Here is a 19,929-nt window from a genome sequence, read left to right as displayed (position 1 = left end):
GTCATGCTGGCTTCCTGATTATTTGGACATCACACACAAAAAACAGCGTGTTAGAATACCACAATGCCTAGATTATTTTTCTCACTGATTTTCGTTTTCGCTGCGTCGATTGCCTCCGCAGCGGAAGTTACTGATTTGTATAAAGCTCAAGCGCCCATCGAGTCGCAAAATGAGCAGGATCGCAAACGTCTTGCGCCGGATTTGCTTAAGCAGGTTGTCGTTAAGGTGGTTGGTGATCGACGCGCAGTAGAGCAGGCGGATATTTCCGCGCTGGTCACTGACGCAGAGCGTTACATCGACCAGTATTATTATCAACAGGTAGCAGTTACCGACAGTGATAGTGATATGTCACAGCAGCAATTGATTTTGACTCTGGATTTTAATGCCAATGGCATCAATACCGCATTACAACGCATTGGTTTGCCTGTCTGGGACAAAATTCGCCCCGAGTCGTTATTATGGGTGGCTATTGATTACCAGGGCAAACAACAATTAATCACTGAACGTGATGAAGATTCCTTGATTTTGCAAATCGAACAAGCCGCTAAAAAGCGAGGTATTCCACTACTGATGCCATTATTGGATTTGGAAGATCAAAGCCAACTGAGTCTCAACGATATTTCCACCGGTAATACTACCGCTGTACAGCAGGCTTCAGAACGCTATGGCGCTTCTATTGTGGTAACAGCCCGTGTGGTTGGCAATGCTGAGGCGACTGAAATCAGCTGGCAGGCAATTCTTGGTGATGATATTGAACGCTGGTCAAGCCAAGGTAATGTGCAGACAGCCATTCAACAAGGTGTAGATGAACTCGCTGACCGTCTGGGTCGACGCCTGAACATGCCAATCAGCAGTGCTGGTGATGTCGAGTTGACTATGGAGGTGTCTGGTGTGAATGATTTTGATGATTACAGTCGATTAATGGATTACCTGGGGAGTTTGCAGGTTGTAACGGATATCAAAGTCGGCAGTTTGGGCACCGAGAAGCTCGATTTGGTTTTAGTTATACAAGCTGAACCAGAAAGATTCCGTCAATTACTGTCGATGGGGCGGGTGGTTCAACCTGATTCTACTGACAATACTGGTCTGCAATATCGGTTATTACCTTGAGTCCACGGGATATTCCCAATCTCATTTGTCTGTTTAGAATTTTATTGGTAGGGCCAATTGTCTGGTTGATGCTGCACGAAAACTTTTCAGTTGCATTATTACTGGTCGCGATAGCAGGTATTTCAGATGGCTTGGATGGCTTTCTGGCCCGACATTTCCATTGGCAAAGTCGCCTGGGATCGATTATTGATCCTTTGGCGGATAAACTTTTACTGGTGGCCACATTTGCTACATTAACCTATATGCAATTATTGCCGTTGTGGCTATTATTGCTGGTGCTTGGCAGAGATATTCTGATTGTCTGTGGTGCTTTGGCTTATCATCTTAAGTTTGGTGAATACGAACTGACTCCGCTCTGGAGCAGCAAAATCAATACGGTATTTCAAATTGCATTAGTCTTGCTGGTCATTGTACAACAACAGTGGCTGCCGCAGGCTGCAACATGGAGCACAACCTTGATCTGGTTGGTGGTGGCGAGTGTCATCATTAGTGGCAGTGAATATATTGTGGTTTGGGGGACAAACGCGTGGCGTCAGAAGAACAAAAACTGATTAGCGATACCAATAAAGTTTTGCTGTTAGGGCTGTTAATTCTTGGCGGTTGGCTGGTAATGCGGCTTTCCTCAGTATTAACACCTTTCTTTGTTGCCGCTTTGTTAGCCTATCTTGGTGATCCTCTGGTCGACAGACTGGAAAAGTCCCGCTTATCTCGAACCGGTGCGGTTTGTGTGGTGTTCGGAGTGTTTCTACTCAGTGGGCTGATTCTGTTATTAATCTTTATCCCCATGTTGAGCGGACAGTTGGTCTCTCTGTTTGAAAAAATGCCCAATTACCTGGATCAATTGCAAAGTTCGATCGAACCTGTATTACAAACAATTGGTTTATCCACCGAAATGATTGATCTGAATACGCTTAAAACGGCGTTTAAAGATTATTGGTCTGAAGCGGGAAAATTTGCGGGTGATCTGTTTGGCTATATGACCCATTCCGGAATGGTTATCTTGCAATTACTGACCAATCTGGTGCTGATTCCGGTGTTGACCTTCTATCTTTTAAGGGATTGGGATGAGCTTGTAGCACGAATCCGTGAGGTTTTACCACGCAAACATGCTGACAAGATCACTCAAATCACCATTGAATGTGACGATATGCTGGCAGGTTTTTTACGCGGCCAATTAATGGTCATGTTAGCGTTATCCATTATTTACAGCATCGGCCTTATGTTCATTGGCCTGGATTTGGCATTGTTATTAGGTGTTATCGCCGGGGTGGTAAGTTTTGTGCCATATCTCGGATTATTTGTAGGTATTACCCTGGCTGGACTAGCTGCGTATTTACAATTTCAGGAATGGATGCCGGTATTAATGGTGGTGCTGGTATTCGGTTTTGCCCAGTCAATTGAAAGCATGTTTTTAACACCACGCTTTGTCGGTGAGCGAATTGGCCTGCATCCTGTCGCCGTTATCTTTGCGGTAATGGCCGGTGGCACGTTATTTGGTTTTGTGGGCGTGTTACTGGCCTTACCAGTGGCAGCAGTGGTGATGGTGTTATTACGCCATGCACACCATCGTTATCTGAACAGCCATTTGTATTCTTAACCGCTGCGTTCCGATGAAAAAGCAAGAAATCCAGCTGACACTGCGTCTCACACCGCAGGAAATATTTCAGATAGATAATTTTATATTTGAAAACGACGAGTTAGCCTCGGTAGTTGATGTCTTCTGCCGTGAAAGAAAACCTGATTTTCTCTATCTTTGGGGAGAAGCAGGCGTTGGAAAAACACATTTAAATCTGGCGATTGCCGAACAGCTGCAACAACGTGGTTATCAGGTTAGTTACATTAATCTTCAGGAGTTGCGTGATACTGCCGACCCCGAGGTGTTGCTATCGTTGTTTCAAAGCGATGTGGTTTGTCTGGATGATCTGCAGGCAATTTGTGCAGAACCAGCCTGGGAAGAAGCGTTGTTTCACTGTTTTAATCAGTTACGTGAGCGCGAGCATAAATTACTGATCAGTGCCGAACAAAACCCAGCCCAATTAGCCATTCAATTACCGGATCTGCGTTCAAGGTTGGCAACTGGTTTAATTTACCAATTGCCTTCGATGACAGATGTGTTGAAACAACAGGCGTTGATAAGTCATGCACAAAGCCGCGGACTGATCTTGCCGGAAGAGGTGGCCCAGTATCTTTTACGACATTACAGCCGTGATATGCCATCACTGATGTTGGTGTTACAAAAGCTTGATAAAGCTTCTCTGCAGGCACAACGTCGCTTGACCATTCCATTTGTCAGGGAAGTGATACAACATGGCTGAAAAGCCATCGGTGACAATTATCTGGCCTGGCCTAGCCACTGCGATGCAGGAAATAAATCAGTCTGAATTGCCCGAAGCACTGAAAAAAATATTAAAAAAAGCGCGTTTTACTGCCACCAATCACAGCTTTGAACACGAACTCATCCAGTTATTCAGTGCTAATCCTCTGTCTGGCCATGATTTACCCACCGCGCAATTACGTAATCCAGGTCAGTTAAGTCTATGTGCTGATCCATGTTATCTGCATGCCGATCGGGATCGTCTGTTGTTATTTCCCATCAATGATTTAACCATGGATGAGGGCAGCCAGCTGATTGAAACTATCCAACCTTTGTTGAATGATTTTGATGCACAACTTGTACCCAATGATCTGAATCATTGGTCGATGTGGCTGGAAAATATGCCGGATATCAGTCTGACAGCAATGCCATCGTTAATTGGTAAATCAGTTGTATCAGCATTGCCTTTTGGGAATCAACAGGGGGACTGGTTACGATTGGGTAATGAAATTCAAATGGCGTTATTCGATCATCCCGTCAATCAACAACGGCAGTCAGTCGGCAAATTACCGGTGAACAGTCTCTGGTTCTGGGGTAAGAAGCAATGGCAGCCACTAACAAATCATTGGCAGCAGTTATATGGTGATACGACTCTGTTAAAGTCGCTTTCTGCTGCAAGTTCAGCCACGCTACTACCGCTGTCCAAATGGAGCATTGAACAGCCCATGGCTGGTGAACAATTACTGGTGTTTGCTGAGCTGGATTTGCAAAATAACTGGCCGCAGCGCTTAGAGCAAACGACAACACAGCAAATTTTGCCGCTGGTGCAAAAGTTACGACGTTATCGAATTCGCCAGTTGAGGTTAATTATCCCGGAATACGGTCATTATCAATGGCGCTGGCTCGATATGTGGAAACCCTGGTGAAAAATGAATATTAAACTACGCACCGCAAATGACTTGACCGCATTACCGGCGAGCTGGCCAGAATGTGTGCGCAGAATCATGGCGGCTCGCGGTATTAAAAACGCTGATGAATTAACCTTTGATTTGGCCGATTTGCCTAAACCCTCAGAAATGCTGGGTATGGATGCCGCCGTCAGTTTATTGATTCAGGCATTACAGCAGCAATGGCGAGTGATGATTGTGGCCGATTTTGATAGCGATGGTGCCACCAGCTGTGCGGTAATGATGCGTGGATTACGCATGATGGGCTTGCAACATATTGATTTTATTGTACCCAATCGGTTTGTGCATGGTTACGGTTTAACCACCGAATTACTCAATGAAATTGCCCCGGAAAATCAACCGGATTTATTAATTACCGTTGATAACGGTATTGCCAGTCTGGACGGAGTTGCGCTCGCCAAACAACGGGGCATGCAGGTATTGATCACCGATCATCACCTTGCAGCAGAGCAACTACCTCAAGCTGATGCAATCGTTAATCCAAATCAGCCAGGTGATAATTTTCCCAGCAAAATGCTGGCAGGGGTTGGCGTAGCATTTTATGTACTGCTGGGGTTGCGGCAGGGATTACGCGATCTTAACTGGTTTGCATCACAGCAACTGCCGGAACCACGTCTGGTGGAATTACTCGATCTGGTAGCACTCGGAACTGTTGCCGATGTCGTACCACTGGATCGCCTCAATCGTACGTTGGTGGATCTGGGCTTGAAACGAATGCGCCAAGGACGAGCCTGTGCAGGTATTCGGGCATTATTAAAAATTGCCGGAAAAGATTTGCAACGCTTATCTGCACAGGATTTAGGTTTTGCTATTGCGCCAAGATTAAATGCAGCTGGTCGCATGGAAGATATGGGGCTGGGCATTGATACCTTGCTGACCGATAACGATGCGATGGCCCAGCAAGCTGCTCAGCTACTTGATGAGATTAATCTTGAACGTCGTGCAGTTGAACAGACCATGCAAGTTGAAGCCTTGGCCATGCTGGAAAAAATCCAGTTAAATGAAACCAGTCAGGCGGCTGCTTATTGTTTATATGAAGACAGCTGGCATCAAGGTGTGATTGGTTTATTAGCATCACGAATCAAGGAAAAACTGCATCGGCCAGTGATTGTGTTTGCCCCGGGCGAGCCGGGTGAAATAAAGGGCTCTGCCCGATCGATCAGCGGTGTACATATTCGCGATGTACTGGTGAATGTGGCAGCCAAATATCCTGATCTCATTTTACGTTTTGGTGGACATGCGATGGCTGCTGGTCTTACCTTGCGACAAACTGATTTTGCTTTATTTGAGCAGGCATTTAGACAGGCCGTTCAAACAGCAACCGATCCAACTGTGTTCGAGCGGGCGTTTTATTCCGATGGCGAGTTATCGGTTGAAGAAATTAATTTGCAACTGGCACAGCAATTACCGATTCTGGCACCATGGGGACAAGCATTTCCCGAACCGCAGTTTCATGGTCAGTTTGTGGTGCAGAATTTTCGTCATGTCGGCCAGCAGGCAGACCATTTGCGTTTAACTATTAAGTTGGATGATGGACGAGAAATCACGGCAATGGCATTTCGTCAGACTGCGCCACCCGGTCTGCAGATTGGTCAGAAGATCGGTTTGCATTATCGACTGGATGTAAATGAGTTTCGCCAAACACAATCACTGCAATTGTTGGTTGATAATATTTTGCCAATTTAGGGTAACGTTGCTCAGTATTAATCTTGAACAGAATTAGGGTTCGAAAATTTATCTTTTTGAAATAAAGGGAAATTATCGTTTAACTGATTTCTTCACTAAAATGAAATGACAGCTCAATAAAAACGGTATTTCTGATAAAGGCTCCAGATGAAACCAACTCACGTCGCAGTATTCAGCGCCAAACCTTATGATCAGGCTTATCTCACAGAAATGGCTGATGAAAAGGTTACCTTGTGTTTTTATGATTTGGCGTTAAATCCAATGACAGCGGCGTTGGCTAGAGACGCAGAAGTTGTCAGTGCTTTTGTGAATGATGATATTTCGGCTGCTACCTTAAAAACATTGGCAGAAAACGGAACAAGATTGATGGCTTTGCGATGTGCCGGTTTTAATCAGGTGGATTTAACAGCAGCCAACTCCCTGGGCATTACAGTAGTCAATGTGCCTGCTTATTCCCCCTATGCTGTTGCAGAACATACGATTGCCTTAATGTTGGCATTAAGCAGAAAGATCCCTCGCGCCTATAATCGTGTTCGTGATGGCAATTTTTCGCTTAATGGCCTATTGGGTTTCGATTTTTTTGGTAAAACCACCGGCATTATCGGTGGCGGTAAAATTGGTTTATTAGTGGCCGAGCGATTGCGGGCATTTGGCTGTCAGGTTTTGATTTACGAGCCACATAACGCTGTACCAGCCATAGAGGCGGGTTTTGCAGTGGTTACACTCGACAGCCTGCTCGGTCAAAGCGATATTATCAGTCTGCATTGTCCGTTGAATGATGCGACACATCACATTATCAATGCTGCCAGTCTCAAACTTACCAAACCCGGTGTGATGCTGATTAATACCAGCCGTGGTGCATTATTGGATACCGTTTCGGTATTGGAGGCATTAAAGGCATTACATATCGGTTATCTGGGAATAGATGTCTACGAACAGGAAGGCAGTCTGTTTTTTGAGGACCACTCCACCGATATTATTCAGGACGATGTGTTCCAGCGCCTATTGACCTTGCCCAATGTGCTGGTCACTGGGCACCAGGCCTATTTTACTCAGGAAGCTTTGCAGCATATTGCCCAAACCACTTTACAGAATATTGATGATTTTATTACCGGGTCGCCGTTGAAAAATCAGGTTAGGATCGACTGAGTGTTTGATGAAATATTTATCAGCATCAATAAGTTGATGCCTGATTTCAAAGCAAGACCTCAGCAAGTTGAAATGAGTCGTTTCATTCATCAGCGCCTGCAACAATCGCAACATCGAATGGCAGTGGTAGAAGCGCCAACTGGCGTAGGCAAAACACTGGCGTATCTCAGTGGTGCAATTGAAACGGCTTTGAACAGTAAAAAATTACTGGTCATCAGTACTGCCACTGTAAATCTGCAACAACAGCTAATCCAAAAAGATCTGCCGCAATTTTCTGCAGCGTTGCCACAACCCATACGCTTTATGCAAATCAAAGGTCGTCGGCGATACGTATGCCCCAGTAAACTGGCACAACTGGCAACCACACCGGAACAGCAGGATCTGACGCTGGATGTGGATCAGAAATATCAACAGGTGTTGATGCAAACCCAAGCCAAAAATCTGTTTCAGGATTGGGATGAACATCGCTGGGATGGTGACCGGGACAGTCGAAAAGATGCAATTGATCCGGCATTGTGGCACGAAGTCTCCACTGATTCAGAAGGTTGTGCTGCAAAGAGTTGCCGGTATTTTTTAAGCTGTCCTTATTATTTGCTCCGCAAAGAAATGCAGCTGGCTCAGGTTGTAGTGGTAAATCATGATCTGTTATTGAGTGATGCAGATTTGGGTGGTGGACTGGTACTGCCAAATCCGGAAGAACTGATTCTGGTATTTGATGAAGCACATAATCTGCCGCAAAAAGCGCTGGGGCATGCAGCCAAAGCACTGAACTTTGCTCAGCTTTATCAAACGGTCGAAACTGCTGACAGTCTGATGAAAAAATTACCCACTGCACTGGCATTTAGGCAACACGATTTTGGCTATATGTTTAAGGAAATCCGTCAGGATTTACCGGCTATTATCAGTCTTTTGCAACAACTGCTGGATATTCTGGGCAGTGATGCCACGGTAAATGAAATGCTGGAAGGGCATATCAGCGAACCACGCATTTTCTGGGGCAGCCCATTACTCAATGTCTTGTTTATTCCCTGTCAGAACCTATTACAACGTGCCAATTCCATCTATAAGCATTTCTCCTTGATTGGCAAATGGATTAAAGAAGGACTGGAGAAAACCCAGTTAAGCAATAAGGTCGGTGAAGCTTTGTTGCCGCAGGTCGGTACAGTACAGAATATTTTCGGTTATCTGATTGATTTTATGGCGCTGTTTCTCGATGAGGATAAAGCCGAGCGGCCGCCTAATGTACGTTGGATTGCCCAGGAACAGTTTGCCAAACAACAAACGCTGGTCATTCATGCCGGACCGATGACAGCCGCGGGTTTTCTGGACCGGAGTTTATGGCAAAGGGCGTATGGAGTCGTTATGACATCAGCCACATTGCGTGGCATGGGATTATTCCAGCGTTTTCGGGCTGATTGCGGTTTACAACGTTATGATGAAAAGCATTTTCTGGCATTGCCTTCACCGTTCAAATACCAGCAGCAGGCCGTGTTAAAACTGCCGATGATGCAGTATTTACCTAACGAAAATCTGCCGCAATGGCAGCAGGAAGTGGTCAGTCAACTCAAAACACTTATTGATGTCCAAGCTGCCACACTGGTGTTGTTCACCTCTCGGCAAGTGATGTTGCAGGTATATAAACAACTCCCATTGTCACTGAAAAATATGATTCTTTTACAAGGCGATCAGTTGTCTCCCAAAAATATGATCGTCAAACATATTCAGCGGATTGAAAATGGGCATGGCAGCGTTATTTTTGGGATGGATCGCTTTGCCGAAGGTGTCGATTTGCCCGGCAATTTATGCACCCATGTGATTATCACCAAACTGCCTTTCCCAGTATTTACCCGGCCGATTGAACAGGCACGTCAGGAATGGATCATTAAACGTGGCGGTCAACCGTTTATCAGTCTGTCATTACCGGCAGTCAGTGTGAAATTGATTCAGGCCTGTGGACGTTTGCTTCGTAAAGAGACGGATTCCGGGCAGATAACTATCCTGGATCGGCGATTATTAACCAAAAATTACGGCAAACAATTACTGTCTCATTTACCGGATTATCAATTAATCACCGAATAAAAAAAGCCCGGCGAACCGGGCTTTTCTGTTTGCATTTAAATAACTTATTCAGTGCGGCTGGTGACTTCCAGCAGGTGATAACCGAATTGTGTTTTAACTGGACCTTGTACCGTATTAACCGGCGCAGAAAAAACAACTTTATCAAATTCTGGCACCATCATGCCTGGGCCAAACTCACCCAAATCGCCACCTTGACGGCTGGAAGGGCAAGAAGAGTTTTCTTTGGCGACGGCAGCAAAATCAGCGCCTTCTTCGATTTCGCGTTTCAATTCCAGACAGATTTCTTCACTGTCCACCAGGATGTGTCTTGCGGTTGCTCTAGCCATAATAGTTCCGTAATTAATTGGTAAATTGCTGGCCTTATGCCAGCTGTTTTAACAGGGCTTTAGCCGTAGCTTCGGAGGAAGCCGGGTTTTGTCCTGTAATCAGTATGCCATCCGTAATAACGAATGAGCTCCAGTCGTCACCTTTATTGAAAATTGCACCACGTTGTTTAAGGGCATCTTCCAGTAAAAATGGAACAACATTGGATAAGCCTACCGCATCTTCCTCACTATTTGAAAATGCTGTGAGCTGTTTACCTTTAATCCAGGGATCATCGCCAATGGTTTTGACGTTCAATAAAACCGCCGGCGCATGACAGACTGCCGCTACGGGTTTATTGGCAAGCACAAAACTTTCAATCAGTGCAATCGACTTTTTATCTTCGGTCAAATCCCATAACGGACCATGTCCGCCCGGATAAAACACCGCGTCATAATCTGCAGCATGGACATCTGCCAGTTTAATGGTGTTCGCCAGTCGGTTTTTGGCTTCAGCATCATTTTCAAAACGTCGTGTTGCATCTGTTTGAAAATCAGGCTGGCTGCTTTTTGGATCGAGAGGCGGTTGACCACCCTTGGGAGAGGCCAGTTCAATTTCTGCACCAGCATCTTTCATTGCGTAATAAGGGGCTGCGAGTTCTTCTAACCAGAAACCGGTTTTTTCACCAGTATCGCCGAGCTTATCGTGTGAAGTCAGTACCACTAGTATTTTCATGATTGTGTCTCCTGAAATTTGTGGTTTTGAGGAATTATGTGATGTTGCAAATTTGAAATGGGGGTAGCGCAATAAAATATCAAGCGATATTGCAATTCATTCTCATCGTCGTAAACTCAGAACAAAATAATAACAGTGAGAGAGAAACCATGAAAAAAGAAACTATTTGTCTGCACGAAGGTTACGAGACTGATCCCACCACTAAATCCTGCGCGGTACCTATTTACCAAACTGTGGCGTTTGAATTTGATAATGCCCAGCATGGAGCCGACCTGTTTAATCTGGATGTACCCGGTAATATTTACAGCCGTATTATGAACCCGACCTGGGATGTCTTGGAAAAACGGGTAGCAGCGTTGGAAGGTGGTTTTGCGGCGTTGGCAACATCGGCAGGAAGCGCAGCTATTCACTATGCCATCCTTACGATTGCCGAAGCGGGTGACAATATAGTAACTACACCACAGCTTTATGGTGGAACCTACACATTATTTGCTCACATGCTTCCTAAGCTGGGCATTGAAGTACGATTTGCTCCAACCGATCAGGCAGCCGATCTGGAAAAACTGATTGATGCAAAAACCAAAGCGGTTTTCTGTGAATCAATCGGTAACCCGGCTGGCAATATTGTGGATATTGAACCCATTGCCACGATGGCACATAAACATGGTGTGCCGGTGATAGTGGATAACACCGTGGCGACACCGGTATTACTCAATCCGATTGAATATGGTGCTGATATTGTGGTGCATTCACTGACCAAGTACATGGGCGGTCATGGCACAACATTAGGTGGCATTATTGTCGATTCAGGTAAGTTTCCCTGGGCCAAACATAAAGATAGATTTCCCGTATTGAATCAACCTGAAGCGGCGTATCACGGAGTGGTTTATACCGAACAGTTTGCTGAAGCGGCTTATATTGCCAGAGCGCGAACAGTGCCTTTACGCAACACCGGTTCAGCGTTATCACCGATGAATGCCTTTTTATTATTGCAGGGCATCGAAACCCTGTCTCTGCGTATGGAAAGACATTGTGACAATGCCATCGCCGTTGCCAAATATTTGCAACAGCATCCGAAAGTTGAGTGGGTAAACTACGCTGGGCTGGAAGGAGACAAATATTTCGATTTGGCGCAGAAATATTTTAATGGCAAACCATCATCGATTCTCACTTTTGGTATTAAAGGTGGCTTTGATAATGGCGTGAAATTCTATGATGCGTTGAAGTTAATCAAACGTCTGGTGAATATCGGTGATACCAAGTCGCTGGCTTGTCATCCTGCTTCGACCACGCACCGTCAGTTAGATGACGCCGAGTTGAAAGCGGCAGGAGTGACACCGGAAATGCTGCGATTATGTATTGGTATCGAACATATCAATGATATTATTGACGATCTGGATCAGGCATTTTCTGCTGTGTAACTTAATCCATCCCGGCCTGTGATCAGGCCGGGAATTGTTAAATCAGTTTCCAGTGAACCGTTTCCCCAGCGCGCATCGGCACCAAGCTTTCATTGGCAAATGCCAATGTTTCAGGAACCTGCCAATCTGTTTTTTGTAAGGTGATTTGCTGAGTATTTCTAGGCAGACCATAAAAATCGGCACCATAAAAGCTGGCGAAGCCTTCAAGTTTATCCAGACATTCATGCGCATCGAAGACCTCGGCATAGAGTTCTATCGCGGCATGTGCACTATAAATACCGGCGCAACCACAGGCATTTTCTTTAGTGTCTCGCGTATGCGGTGCGCTGTCGGTGCCCAAAAAGAATTTTGGATTACTGCTGGTTGCAGCAACAATCAATGCTTTCTGATGGGTATTGCGTTTAAGCACAGGCAGGCAGAAGTGATGGGGGCGAATGCCGCCAACCAACATATCATTTCGATTTAACAGTAAATGATGCGGCGTGATCGTTGCCGCGACAAAATTGCTGGCCTGGGCAACAAAATCAGCTGCATCTTTGGTGGTGATATGTTCAAAAACTACTTTCAGTTCTGGAAAGTCCTTTAACAACGGGATCAGCTTTTCATCGATAAAGACTTTTTCACGATCAAAGATATCTGTTTCGTTATGTGTGACTTCACCATGCAGCAGCAATGGCATACCAGCCTGCTGCATTGCTTCCAGCGTTTTGTAACAGTTCGTGATGTCTGTTACACCAGCATCTGAATTGGTCGTTGCACCTGCCGGATAAAGTTTAACGGCTTTTACAAAACCGGCCTGCTCGGCTACAACAATATCTTCCGGTTTGGTGTTGTCCGTTAGGTACAATGTCATTAGCGGTTCAAAATCTGAACCTGCCGGGCGGGCATCCAGGATGCGTTGCCGATAGGCTGCTGCCTGTTCAATATTGGTAACTGGCGGACGCAAATTCGGCATGATAATGGCGCGTTTGAAGCATCTGGCGGTATCTGCAACAGTACGTTGCAATGCCTCATTGTCGCGCAAGTGAAGATGCCAGTCGTCCGGCCGGGTGATTGTTATGGTATTTAATGATTGTTTTGTCATAAAGCAAATTATGCCATAGCTGTTAAGTTGTGCAGTTGAAAAGTTATGAATGATTTGTCATAAATGCTGTATTAGAACGCGGTTTTTCTTGACCTTGACAGGCATTCACAGTAACTTTACCCGTTTGATATTTTGAAGCAGATCGCGTGAGCGATACGAGAGAGGAAGACGTGGAATTAAGCGGCGCCGAGATTCTGGTCCATTGTCTAAAAGACGAAGGGGTTGAGTATTTGTTTGGCTATCCGGGTGGTGCAGTGCTGCATATTTATGATGCGCTGTATAACCAGGAAGCGGTCAAGCATATTCTCGTGCGCCACGAACAGGCGGCAACTCATGCTGCAGATGGTTATGCGCGTGCTACCGGTAAACCCGGTGTGGTACTGGTCACTTCTGGCCCAGGCGCAACCAACGCAGTTACCGGTATTGCAACAGCCTATATGGATTCTATTCCTATGGTGGTTATCACCGGTCAGGTTGCCACAGCTAATATCGGCAGTGATGCTTTTCAGGAAGTTGACTCAGTCGGTATTACTCGGCCGTGCGTTAAACATAACTTTTTAGTTAAAGATATTAACGATCTGGCTGAGACCATTAAAAAAGCATTTTATGTAGCAACTACCGGCCGTCCTGGTCCGGTTGTGGTTGACGTTCCGAAAGATATTACTGATCCGAATATCAAGATCCCCTATGTCTATCCGGAAAGCGTGCATTTGCGCTCTTATCAGCCTGTTACCAAAGGTCATCCCGGTCAGATTAAACGTGCGGTTGAGTTATTGCTGACGGCTAAAAAACCGATGATTTATACCGGTGGTGGGGTAGTACTCGGCAATGCCGCTGAACAGCTGCGTCAGTTTGTCAGTACCTTGGGTTATCCGGCGACTTCAACATTGATGGGCTTGGGTTCCATTCCTTGGGATGACAAACAATTCCTCGGCATGCTCGGTATGCATGGAACCTATGAAGCTAATATGGCAATGCATGATTGCGATGTATTGATTGCGATTGGTGCACGTTTTGATGATCGGGTTACCGGCAAAATTGCAGAATTCTGTCCACACGCCAAAATCATTCATATCGACATTGATCCATCGTCTATTTCTAAAACGATTTCTGTTGATGTACCTATTGTTGGTAATGTTGCTGATGTTTTAGCAGATATGAATCATTTGCTGGAAATCAGCAAAACGCAGCCCGATCAGAAGGCATTGGCTGAATGGTGGGACATCATCAACGGTTGGCGTGCTAAAAAATGCATGTCTTACGATCGTAACAGTGACCAAATCAAGCCCCAGGCTGTTGTCGAGATGATTCATGAGATCACTAAAGGTGATGCTTATGTTACGTCAGATGTTGGTCAGCACCAGATGTGGGCGGCTCAATATTATGGTTTCAGTAAACCTAATCGCTGGATTAATTCGGGCGGTTTAGGAACCATGGGCTTTGGTTTGCCGGCCGCTATGGGCGTTCAATTGGCTTTCCCTGAAGAAACGGTTATCTGTGTGACCGGTGAAGGCAGTATCCAGATGTGTATTCAGGAACTGTCTACCTGTTTGCAATACGGATTACCGGTAAAAATCGTGGCGTTGAATAATCGTTACCTTGGTATGGTTCGCCAATGGCAGGAATTCTTCTATCAGAATCGTTATTCGCATTCTTATATGGAATCGTTACCGGATTTCGTCAAACTGGCTGAAAGTTATGGCCATGTTGGGATTCGTATCGAGCGCGTTGAAGATTTACGTCCTAAATTGGAAGAAGCCTTTGCGCTAAAAGACCGTCTGGTATTTTTGGATATCGTGACCGATCAAACTGAAAACGTTTACCCGATGATTGCCCAGGGCAAAGCGCATAATGAAATGCACATGTCGCCATATTGCGATTTACCACAAGATCCAGAGCGGGAGCTGTCATAATGCGCCATATCATCTCGATTTTGATTGAAAACGAAGCCGGTGCGTTATCACGTGTTGCAGGGTTGTTCTCGGCACGGGGTTACAACATTGAATCATTAACTGTTGCACCAACAGAGGATGCGTCGTTATCACGTATGACGATTGTCACCACTGGCACCGACCGTATTATCGAACAGATCACGAAACAGCTGAATAAGCTTATCGATGTTGTGAAGTTGATGGAGTTATCAGACGGTCCGCATATTGAACGCGAAATGATGTTGATCAAGGTCAAAGCGGCCACGATGGACCAACGTGATGACGTTAAGCGTTTATCAGATATTTTCCGTGGCCGTATTATCGATGTCACTGCATCTACTTACACGATTGAACTGACTGGCGCAGGTAGCAAACTGGATTCGTTTATCGAAGCGTTGTCTGAACATAAAATTCTTGAAACCGTACGCAGTGGTGTTTCCGGCATTGCCCGCGGCGAAAAATGCCTGCAATTGAATTGATTTAAAAACGAAGGAATTGATAATGAGTTTGAATATCTATTACGACAAAGATTGTGATCTGTCACTGATCCGTGGCATGAAAGTCACCATCATCGGTTACGGTTCACAAGGTCATGCACACGCATGTAACCTGAAAGATTCTGGCGTGGATGTGACAGTTGCACTGCGCGCCGGTTCATCTTCTATCGCTAAAGCCGAAGGCGCTGGTCTGAAAGTCGCTGATACTGCATCTGCTGTCAAACAAGCGGATCTGATCATGGTCTTAACACCAGATGAATTCCAGTCTTCTTTATACAAAGATGAAATCGAACCGAATCTGAAACAGGGTGCTGTTCTGGCTTTTGCTCATGGTTTTGCGATTGTTTACAACCAAATCCTGCCACGCAAAGATTTGGACGTCATCATGATTGCGCCTAAAGCGCCGGGTCATACAGTTCGCAGCGAATTTACCCGTGGTGGCGGTATTCCTGATTTGATCGCCATTGAACAGGATGCTTCAGGTAAAGCTAAAGCTATCGCTTTATCTTATGCCTCTGCTATCGGTGGTGGCCGTACTGGTATCATCGAAACCACTTTCCGTGATGAAACTGAAACCGATTTGTTTGGTGAACAAGCCGTTTTATGTGGTGGTGCTGTTGAACTGGTTAAAGCCGGTTTTGAAACCTTGGTTGAAGCAGGTTATGCACCAGAAATGGCCTATTTCGAATGCCTGCACGAACTGAAACTGATTGTTGATTTGATGTATGAAGGCGGTATCGCCAACATGAATTATTCAATTTCCAACAATGCTGAATACGGTGAATACGTCACTGGCCCTAAAGTTATCAACGATGAAAGTCGTTGGGCAATGCGTGAAGCACTGAAAAATATTCAGGAAGGCAAATACGCCAAGCAGTTTATTATGGAAGGCCAAACAGGCTATCCAGAAATGACCGCTATGCGCCGTTTGAATGCCGAACATCCAATTGAACAAACTGGTGCAAAACTGCGTGAAATGATGCCGTGGATTCAAAAAATCGTTGATAAAACTAAAAACTAACCAACGGTTTTAAGTGTCCTCAAATAAGGGCAGGTTGCATAGCAATCTGCCCTTATTTTGTTTATGAAGGTACGGATGTCATAATGGAAACACTTCTTCTCTGAATACAGGAATTTTATGGTTGATCATGAAGAACGACAAAAACGCGGCATTTATCTGTTACCGAACTTATTCACCACAGCTTGTTTGTTTGCCGGTTTTTACGCCATTGTCGCCGCGACAAGAGGTGACTTTTCAACCGCAGCAGTAGCCATCTTTGTGGCAATGGTGATGGACGGACTGGATGGTCGTATTGCCAGGATGACTAATACCCAAAGTGCATTTGGCGCCGAATATGACAGTCTTGCCGACATGGTGGCTTTTGGGCTGGCACCGGCATTGGTAATGTTTGAATGGACATTAAATGGTCTTGGCAAATTTGGCTGGATGGTGGCATTTATTTATGCTGCATGTGGTGCATTGCGCTTGGCTAGATTTAACACTCAAGTAGGGATCGCTGATAAGCGTTATTTTCAAGGTCTGCCAAGTCCCGCCGCCGCAGCGGTTATTGCCGGTTGGGTATGGGTTGGTCATAACAACCAGCTGGATCCGACATTATTAACTTTTGTAGGCGTGCCGCTGACATTTGCCGCTGCCATTTTAATGGTCAGTACTGTGCGCTATCACAGCTTTAAAGAGTTGAACCTGCGTGGCAAAGTACCGTTTATCGTGATGTTGGTATTGGTCTTAGTCTTTGCACTGATTGCTACCGATCCGCCAATCGTGTTGTTCACTGCATTTCTGTTATATGCGATTTCTGGGCCGGTATTTACACTGGTACAACTTCGCAAGCATCGTAATGAACGGGCACAATCAAAATAAAAAAAACAACTAAATGACGGGGCAACCATATCTCAGAATAGATTAAGATTGGATTTGAATTTCAGGATAAAGCATCTTGAAAATCATTCTGCCTCCCTCATTTAACCTCCATATATAATGACAATAAAAAACTTGCTCAGTGTTGAGCAGGAAGTTCGGAGCGAGCGAAATGAAAGACCAATTAATAATATTTGACACAACATTGCGTGATGGGGAGCAAAGCCCTGGCGCATCAATGACAAAAGACGAAAAAGTGCGGATTGCCAAGGCACTTGAACGTATGCGTGTTGATATTATTGAAGCCGGTTTCCCGATTGCCAGTATTGGTGATTTTGAGGCAGTGCAAGCAGTTGCTAAAGCGGTTAAAGACAGTCGTGTTTGTGGTCTGGCGCGGGCGCTTGATAAAGATATTGATAGGGCAGGTGAAGCACTTAAATCTGCGAATGCTTCACGTATTCATACTTTTATTGCGACCTCACCGATACACATGCAGATGAAACTGCGGATGCAGCCTGATGAAGTAGTTGAAAATGCGGTTAAAGCGGTAAAACGAGCTCGCCAATATACTGATGATGTTGAGTTTTCACCGGAAGATGCCGGACGCAGTGATCTGGATTTTCTATGCCGGGTGCTGGAAGCTGTTATTGATGCCGGCGCCAGAACCCTGAATATTCCAGATACGGTTGGTTATAACCTGCCGCATCAATTTGGTGAATTAATCAAAAATCTGCGTGAGCGCATCCCTAATTCTGATAAAGCGGTTTTCTCAGTGCATTGTCATAATGATTTGGGCTTAGCCGTTGCCAACTCTTTATCGGCGGTGATGAATGGTGCCCGTCAGGTGGAATGTACCATCAACGGCCTTGGGGAGCGTGCTGGTAATGCTTCTCTAGAAGAAGTGGTAATGGCAGTGCGCACCCGTCAGGATATGTTTGACTGCGATACACGTTTGGATACTACGCAAATACTAGCGGCTTCCCGGTTAGTTTCAGGCGTCACCGGTTTCGTGGTGCAACCAAATAAAGCGATTGTCGGGGCCAATGCCTTTGCCCATGAATCCGGTATTCATCAGGATGGGGTATTAAAAAATCGTGAAACCTACGAAATCATGCGTGCTGAAGATGTGGGCTGGAATACCAATCGTATGGTATTGGGCAAGCACTCCGGTCGAAATGCCTTCCGTTCACGGTTGAAAGAGCTTGGCATTGAACTGGAATCCGAAGAGGATTTAAACAGCGCTTTTACCCGGTTTAAGGAGCTGGCAGATAAAAAACACGAAGTATTTGATGAGGATATTCAAGCACTTGTCAGTGACACCTTAACCGAAGATAACGAACGTATTCGACTGATTTCGATGCGGGTTTGCAGCGAAACCGGCGAAACACCTGTCGCCAATGTCACGTTGGCACTGGACGACAGTGAAGTTCGTACTGAGATGAAAGGTAGTGGCCCGGTAGATGCAGCATTCAAAGCAATTGAATCAATGGTGCAGAGCCATACCGAATTGCAACTGTATTCGGTAAGCAATATCACCAGTGGTACCGATTCGCAGGGTGAAGTGAGTGTCAGGCTGGAAAAAGGTGGCCGCATAGTCAGTGGTCAGGGTACTGATACCGATATTGTTATCGCCTCAGCCAAAGCCTATATCAATGCATTGAACAAAATGCTGTTGCCGGCTGATCGGGCACACCCTCAAGTCTGATGAGTTTATCGGCACATCAATATTTTGTATTGGACCAGATGGGGATTCCTGTCTGGGTTCCACGTGACGAAGATGATGCTGTTACCACAGCAGACTTTAGTTCTGAAACCAGTGACTTCAACCAGTTTGATTTTGCCAAACCGTGGTTAGTTATCACTGAAAATCAGCTTTCCGTAGCTGAAAGCCGCCTATTACGGGCAATTTTTGGCAGTATAAACATTCTGCTTTCTGACGTGGCAGTGCTGGAAAAACAACATTTAAATGTATTGACAGAGTTCGCAGCGGATAAAACAGTAGCGCTAGTTTTAGGTGAAGAGTTGTCTCAAAAACTTAATTTAAAATCTCATAGTTCATTATCCTGTCAGCAATTGGATAATGACCTACTAACTATGGTCAGCCCAAGTTTGCAGACATTACTCGAACAACCCCAACGTAAAGCTGAAATGTGGCAATCTATCCTGCAACTACGGAACTTAAGAGCTTATCTGAGTGACTGAATTAGCAATCAGCCAAATGCAACTGTCAGATATTGGTAAAGTCTGGCAGATGGAAAAACAGGCAAATCGTTTTCCCTGGACCAAAGGTAATTTTGAAGATTGCTTGAAAAGTGGTTACCGTAGTTTTTTGTACTTGGTTGCTGATGAAATCATTGGCTTCAGCGTTGTACAATCAGTTCTGGATGAAGTTCATTTATTAAATATTTGCGTAAAACCTGCCTTTCAGGGCAAGGGTTTTGGCAGACAAATGCTGAATCATGTAATCGATGTAGCGCATGAGCAGTCTGCTTCAATTATTGTGTTAGAGGTGCGAGCCAGTAACTTTCGCGCCCAACAGCTGTATTTATCCACGGGTTTTAATGAAATGTCGGTACGCCGAGGTTATTATCCTGCGGAACAGGGCAGGGAAGATGGCGTATTGATGGGACTGGAACTTGGCATGTTATCGCAGCTTGGTCAAAACTTGCTATAAGACATGCCCTCACTTAGACTAACGGGTTTACGTTGGTTATTTTCAATCAAGGAGATTTATTATGGCTTTTGAATTGCCACCACTTCCTTATGCAAAAGA

At 45.2% G+C, this 19,929-nt stretch carries 19 protein-coding genes; 16 read left to right on the top strand and 3 right to left on the bottom strand.

Going from position 1 to position 19,929, the window contains the following annotated elements:
• Positions 1–63: 63 nt before the first annotated feature.
• The 8 genes from Q7V21_RS03410 (at position 64) to dinG (ending at position 9,306) form a co-directional block, all read left to right on the top strand.
• Positions 64–1,110, top strand: a complete 1,047-nt coding sequence (locus Q7V21_RS03410) for a DUF2066 domain-containing protein (RefSeq protein WP_304915928.1) — start codon at positions 64–66, stop codon at positions 1,108–1,110.
• A complete protein-coding gene (locus tag Q7V21_RS03405; RefSeq protein WP_304915927.1) occupies positions 1,107–1,661 on the top strand; it encodes a CDP-alcohol phosphatidyltransferase family protein in 555 nt (184 codons plus the stop codon). The genes Q7V21_RS03410 and Q7V21_RS03405 overlap by 4 nt, the downstream gene beginning before the upstream one ends.
• A complete protein-coding gene (locus tag Q7V21_RS03400) occupies positions 1,637–2,707 on the top strand; it encodes an AI-2E family transporter (RefSeq protein ID WP_304915926.1) in 1,071 nt (356 codons plus the stop codon). The genes Q7V21_RS03405 and Q7V21_RS03400 overlap by 25 nt, the downstream gene beginning before the upstream one ends.
• Before the next feature lie 13 nt (positions 2,708–2,720).
• Complete coding sequence (gene hda, locus Q7V21_RS03395; RefSeq protein ID WP_304915925.1) at positions 2,721–3,425, top strand: DnaA regulatory inactivator Hda; 705 nt, start codon at positions 2,721–2,723, stop codon at positions 3,423–3,425.
• Positions 3,418–4,350, top strand: a complete 933-nt coding sequence (locus Q7V21_RS03390; protein WP_304915924.1) for a hypothetical protein — start codon at positions 3,418–3,420, stop codon at positions 4,348–4,350. The genes hda and Q7V21_RS03390 overlap by 8 nt, the downstream gene beginning before the upstream one ends.
• Positions 4,351–4,353: 3 nt before the next feature.
• A complete protein-coding gene (gene recJ / locus Q7V21_RS03385) occupies positions 4,354–6,078 on the top strand; it encodes a single-stranded-DNA-specific exonuclease RecJ (protein WP_304915923.1) in 1,725 nt (574 codons plus the stop codon).
• A 147-nt stretch (positions 6,079–6,225) separates the two neighbouring features.
• On the top strand, positions 6,226–7,227 hold the full coding sequence (locus tag Q7V21_RS03380; RefSeq protein WP_304915922.1) for a 2-hydroxyacid dehydrogenase: 1,002 nt from the start codon (positions 6,226–6,228) through the stop codon (positions 7,225–7,227).
• A complete protein-coding gene (gene dinG, locus Q7V21_RS03375) occupies positions 7,228–9,306 on the top strand; it encodes an ATP-dependent DNA helicase DinG (RefSeq protein WP_304915921.1) in 2,079 nt (692 codons plus the stop codon).
• A gap of 44 nt (positions 9,307–9,350) precedes the next feature.
• On the opposite strand, the gene Q7V21_RS03370 is transcribed toward dinG, so the two are convergent.
• Complete coding sequence (locus Q7V21_RS03370; RefSeq protein WP_069295382.1) at positions 9,351–9,632, bottom strand: peptidylprolyl isomerase; 282 nt, start codon at positions 9,630–9,632, stop codon at positions 9,351–9,353.
• 34 nt (positions 9,633–9,666) lie between these two features.
• Positions 9,667–10,344, bottom strand: a complete 678-nt coding sequence (locus tag Q7V21_RS03365; RefSeq protein ID WP_304915920.1) for a type 1 glutamine amidotransferase domain-containing protein — start codon at positions 10,342–10,344, stop codon at positions 9,667–9,669.
• Between the two features lie 149 nt (positions 10,345–10,493).
• On the opposite strand from Q7V21_RS03365, the gene Q7V21_RS03360 reads away from it, so the two are divergent.
• Positions 10,494–11,765, top strand: coding sequence for an O-acetylhomoserine aminocarboxypropyltransferase/cysteine synthase family protein (locus Q7V21_RS03360; protein ID WP_304915919.1), 1,272 nt, complete (start codon positions 10,494–10,496; stop codon positions 11,763–11,765).
• 37 nt (positions 11,766–11,802) lie between these two features.
• Here Q7V21_RS03360 and pyrC read toward each other — a convergent pair whose 3' ends face one another.
• Positions 11,803–12,849, bottom strand: a complete 1,047-nt coding sequence (gene pyrC, locus Q7V21_RS03355; protein WP_304915918.1) for a dihydroorotase — start codon at positions 12,847–12,849, stop codon at positions 11,803–11,805.
• 170 nt (positions 12,850–13,019) lie between these two features.
• Here pyrC and Q7V21_RS03350 point away from each other — a divergent pair, with 170 nt between their 5' ends.
• The 7 genes from Q7V21_RS03350 (at position 13,020) to rimI (ending at position 19,830) form a co-directional block, all read left to right on the top strand.
• Positions 13,020–14,762, top strand: coding sequence for an acetolactate synthase 3 large subunit (locus Q7V21_RS03350; protein ID WP_304915930.1), 1,743 nt, complete (start codon positions 13,020–13,022; stop codon positions 14,760–14,762).
• Positions 14,762–15,259 (top strand): acetolactate synthase small subunit, encoded by a 498-nt coding sequence (gene ilvN / locus Q7V21_RS03345; RefSeq protein ID WP_069295377.1) that lies wholly within the window; start codon positions 14,762–14,764, stop codon positions 15,257–15,259. The genes Q7V21_RS03350 and ilvN overlap by 1 nt, the downstream gene beginning before the upstream one ends.
• A 28-nt stretch (positions 15,260–15,287) precedes the next feature.
• Complete coding sequence (gene ilvC, locus Q7V21_RS03340) at positions 15,288–16,298, top strand: ketol-acid reductoisomerase (RefSeq protein ID WP_304915929.1); 1,011 nt, start codon at positions 15,288–15,290, stop codon at positions 16,296–16,298.
• 117 nt (positions 16,299–16,415) lie between these two features.
• Positions 16,416–17,159 carry a CDP-diacylglycerol--serine O-phosphatidyltransferase gene (gene pssA, locus Q7V21_RS03335; RefSeq protein ID WP_304915917.1) on the top strand — a complete coding sequence of 248 codons (744 nt, stop codon included), beginning with the start codon at positions 16,416–16,418 and terminating at the stop codon, positions 17,157–17,159.
• 169 nt (positions 17,160–17,328) lie between these two features.
• Positions 17,329–18,861, top strand: coding sequence for a 2-isopropylmalate synthase (locus tag Q7V21_RS03330; protein ID WP_304915916.1), 1,533 nt, complete (start codon positions 17,329–17,331; stop codon positions 18,859–18,861).
• Positions 18,861–19,358: a DNA polymerase III subunit psi gene (locus Q7V21_RS03325; RefSeq protein ID WP_304915915.1), complete on the top strand. Its 498-nt coding sequence runs from the start codon at positions 18,861–18,863 to the stop codon at positions 19,356–19,358. Before Q7V21_RS03330 ends, Q7V21_RS03325 begins: the two co-directional genes overlap by 1 nt.
• Positions 19,351–19,830 (top strand): ribosomal protein S18-alanine N-acetyltransferase, encoded by a 480-nt coding sequence (gene rimI / locus Q7V21_RS03320; protein ID WP_304915914.1) that lies wholly within the window; start codon positions 19,351–19,353, stop codon positions 19,828–19,830. Before Q7V21_RS03325 ends, rimI begins: the two co-directional genes overlap by 8 nt.
• Positions 19,831–19,929: the final 99 nt, after the last annotated feature.

It is taken from the genome of Methylophaga sp., from assembly GCF_030651745.1.
Note: the sequence above shows the minus strand (reverse complement) of the source record. Positions and strands in the feature narration are given on the sequence as shown.

Bases quoted from the DNA above. Each gene is read 5' to 3' on its own strand.
- Q7V21_RS03370 (WP_069295382.1), bottom strand. From the start codon at position 9,632: ATGGCTAGAGCAACCGCAAGACACATCCTGGTGGACAGTGAAGAAATC.
- Q7V21_RS03365 (WP_304915920.1), bottom strand. From the start codon at position 10,344: ATGAAAATACTAGTGGTACTGACTTCACACGATAAGCTCGGCGATACT.
- Q7V21_RS03410 (WP_304915928.1), top strand. From the start codon at position 64: ATGCCTAGATTATTTTTCTCACTGATTTTCGTTTTCGCTGCGTCGATT.
- pssA (WP_304915917.1), top strand. From the start codon at position 16,416: ATGGTTGATCATGAAGAACGACAAAAACGCGGCATTTATCTGTTACCG.
- pyrC (WP_304915918.1), bottom strand. From the start codon at position 12,849: ATGACAAAACAATCATTAAATACCATAACAATCACCCGGCCGGACGAC.
- Q7V21_RS03380 (WP_304915922.1), top strand. From the start codon at position 6,226: ATGAAACCAACTCACGTCGCAGTATTCAGCGCCAAACCTTATGATCAG.
- Q7V21_RS03325 (WP_304915915.1), top strand. From the start codon at position 18,861: ATGAGTTTATCGGCACATCAATATTTTGTATTGGACCAGATGGGGATT.
- recJ (WP_304915923.1), top strand. From the start codon at position 4,354: ATGAATATTAAACTACGCACCGCAAATGACTTGACCGCATTACCGGCG.
- ilvN (WP_069295377.1), top strand. From the start codon at position 14,762: ATGCGCCATATCATCTCGATTTTGATTGAAAACGAAGCCGGTGCGTTA.
- Q7V21_RS03360 (WP_304915919.1), top strand. From the start codon at position 10,494: ATGAAAAAAGAAACTATTTGTCTGCACGAAGGTTACGAGACTGATCCC.
- Q7V21_RS03330 (WP_304915916.1), top strand. From the start codon at position 17,329: ATGAAAGACCAATTAATAATATTTGACACAACATTGCGTGATGGGGAG.
- Q7V21_RS03390 (WP_304915924.1), top strand. From the start codon at position 3,418: ATGGCTGAAAAGCCATCGGTGACAATTATCTGGCCTGGCCTAGCCACT.
- hda (WP_304915925.1), top strand. From the start codon at position 2,721: ATGAAAAAGCAAGAAATCCAGCTGACACTGCGTCTCACACCGCAGGAA.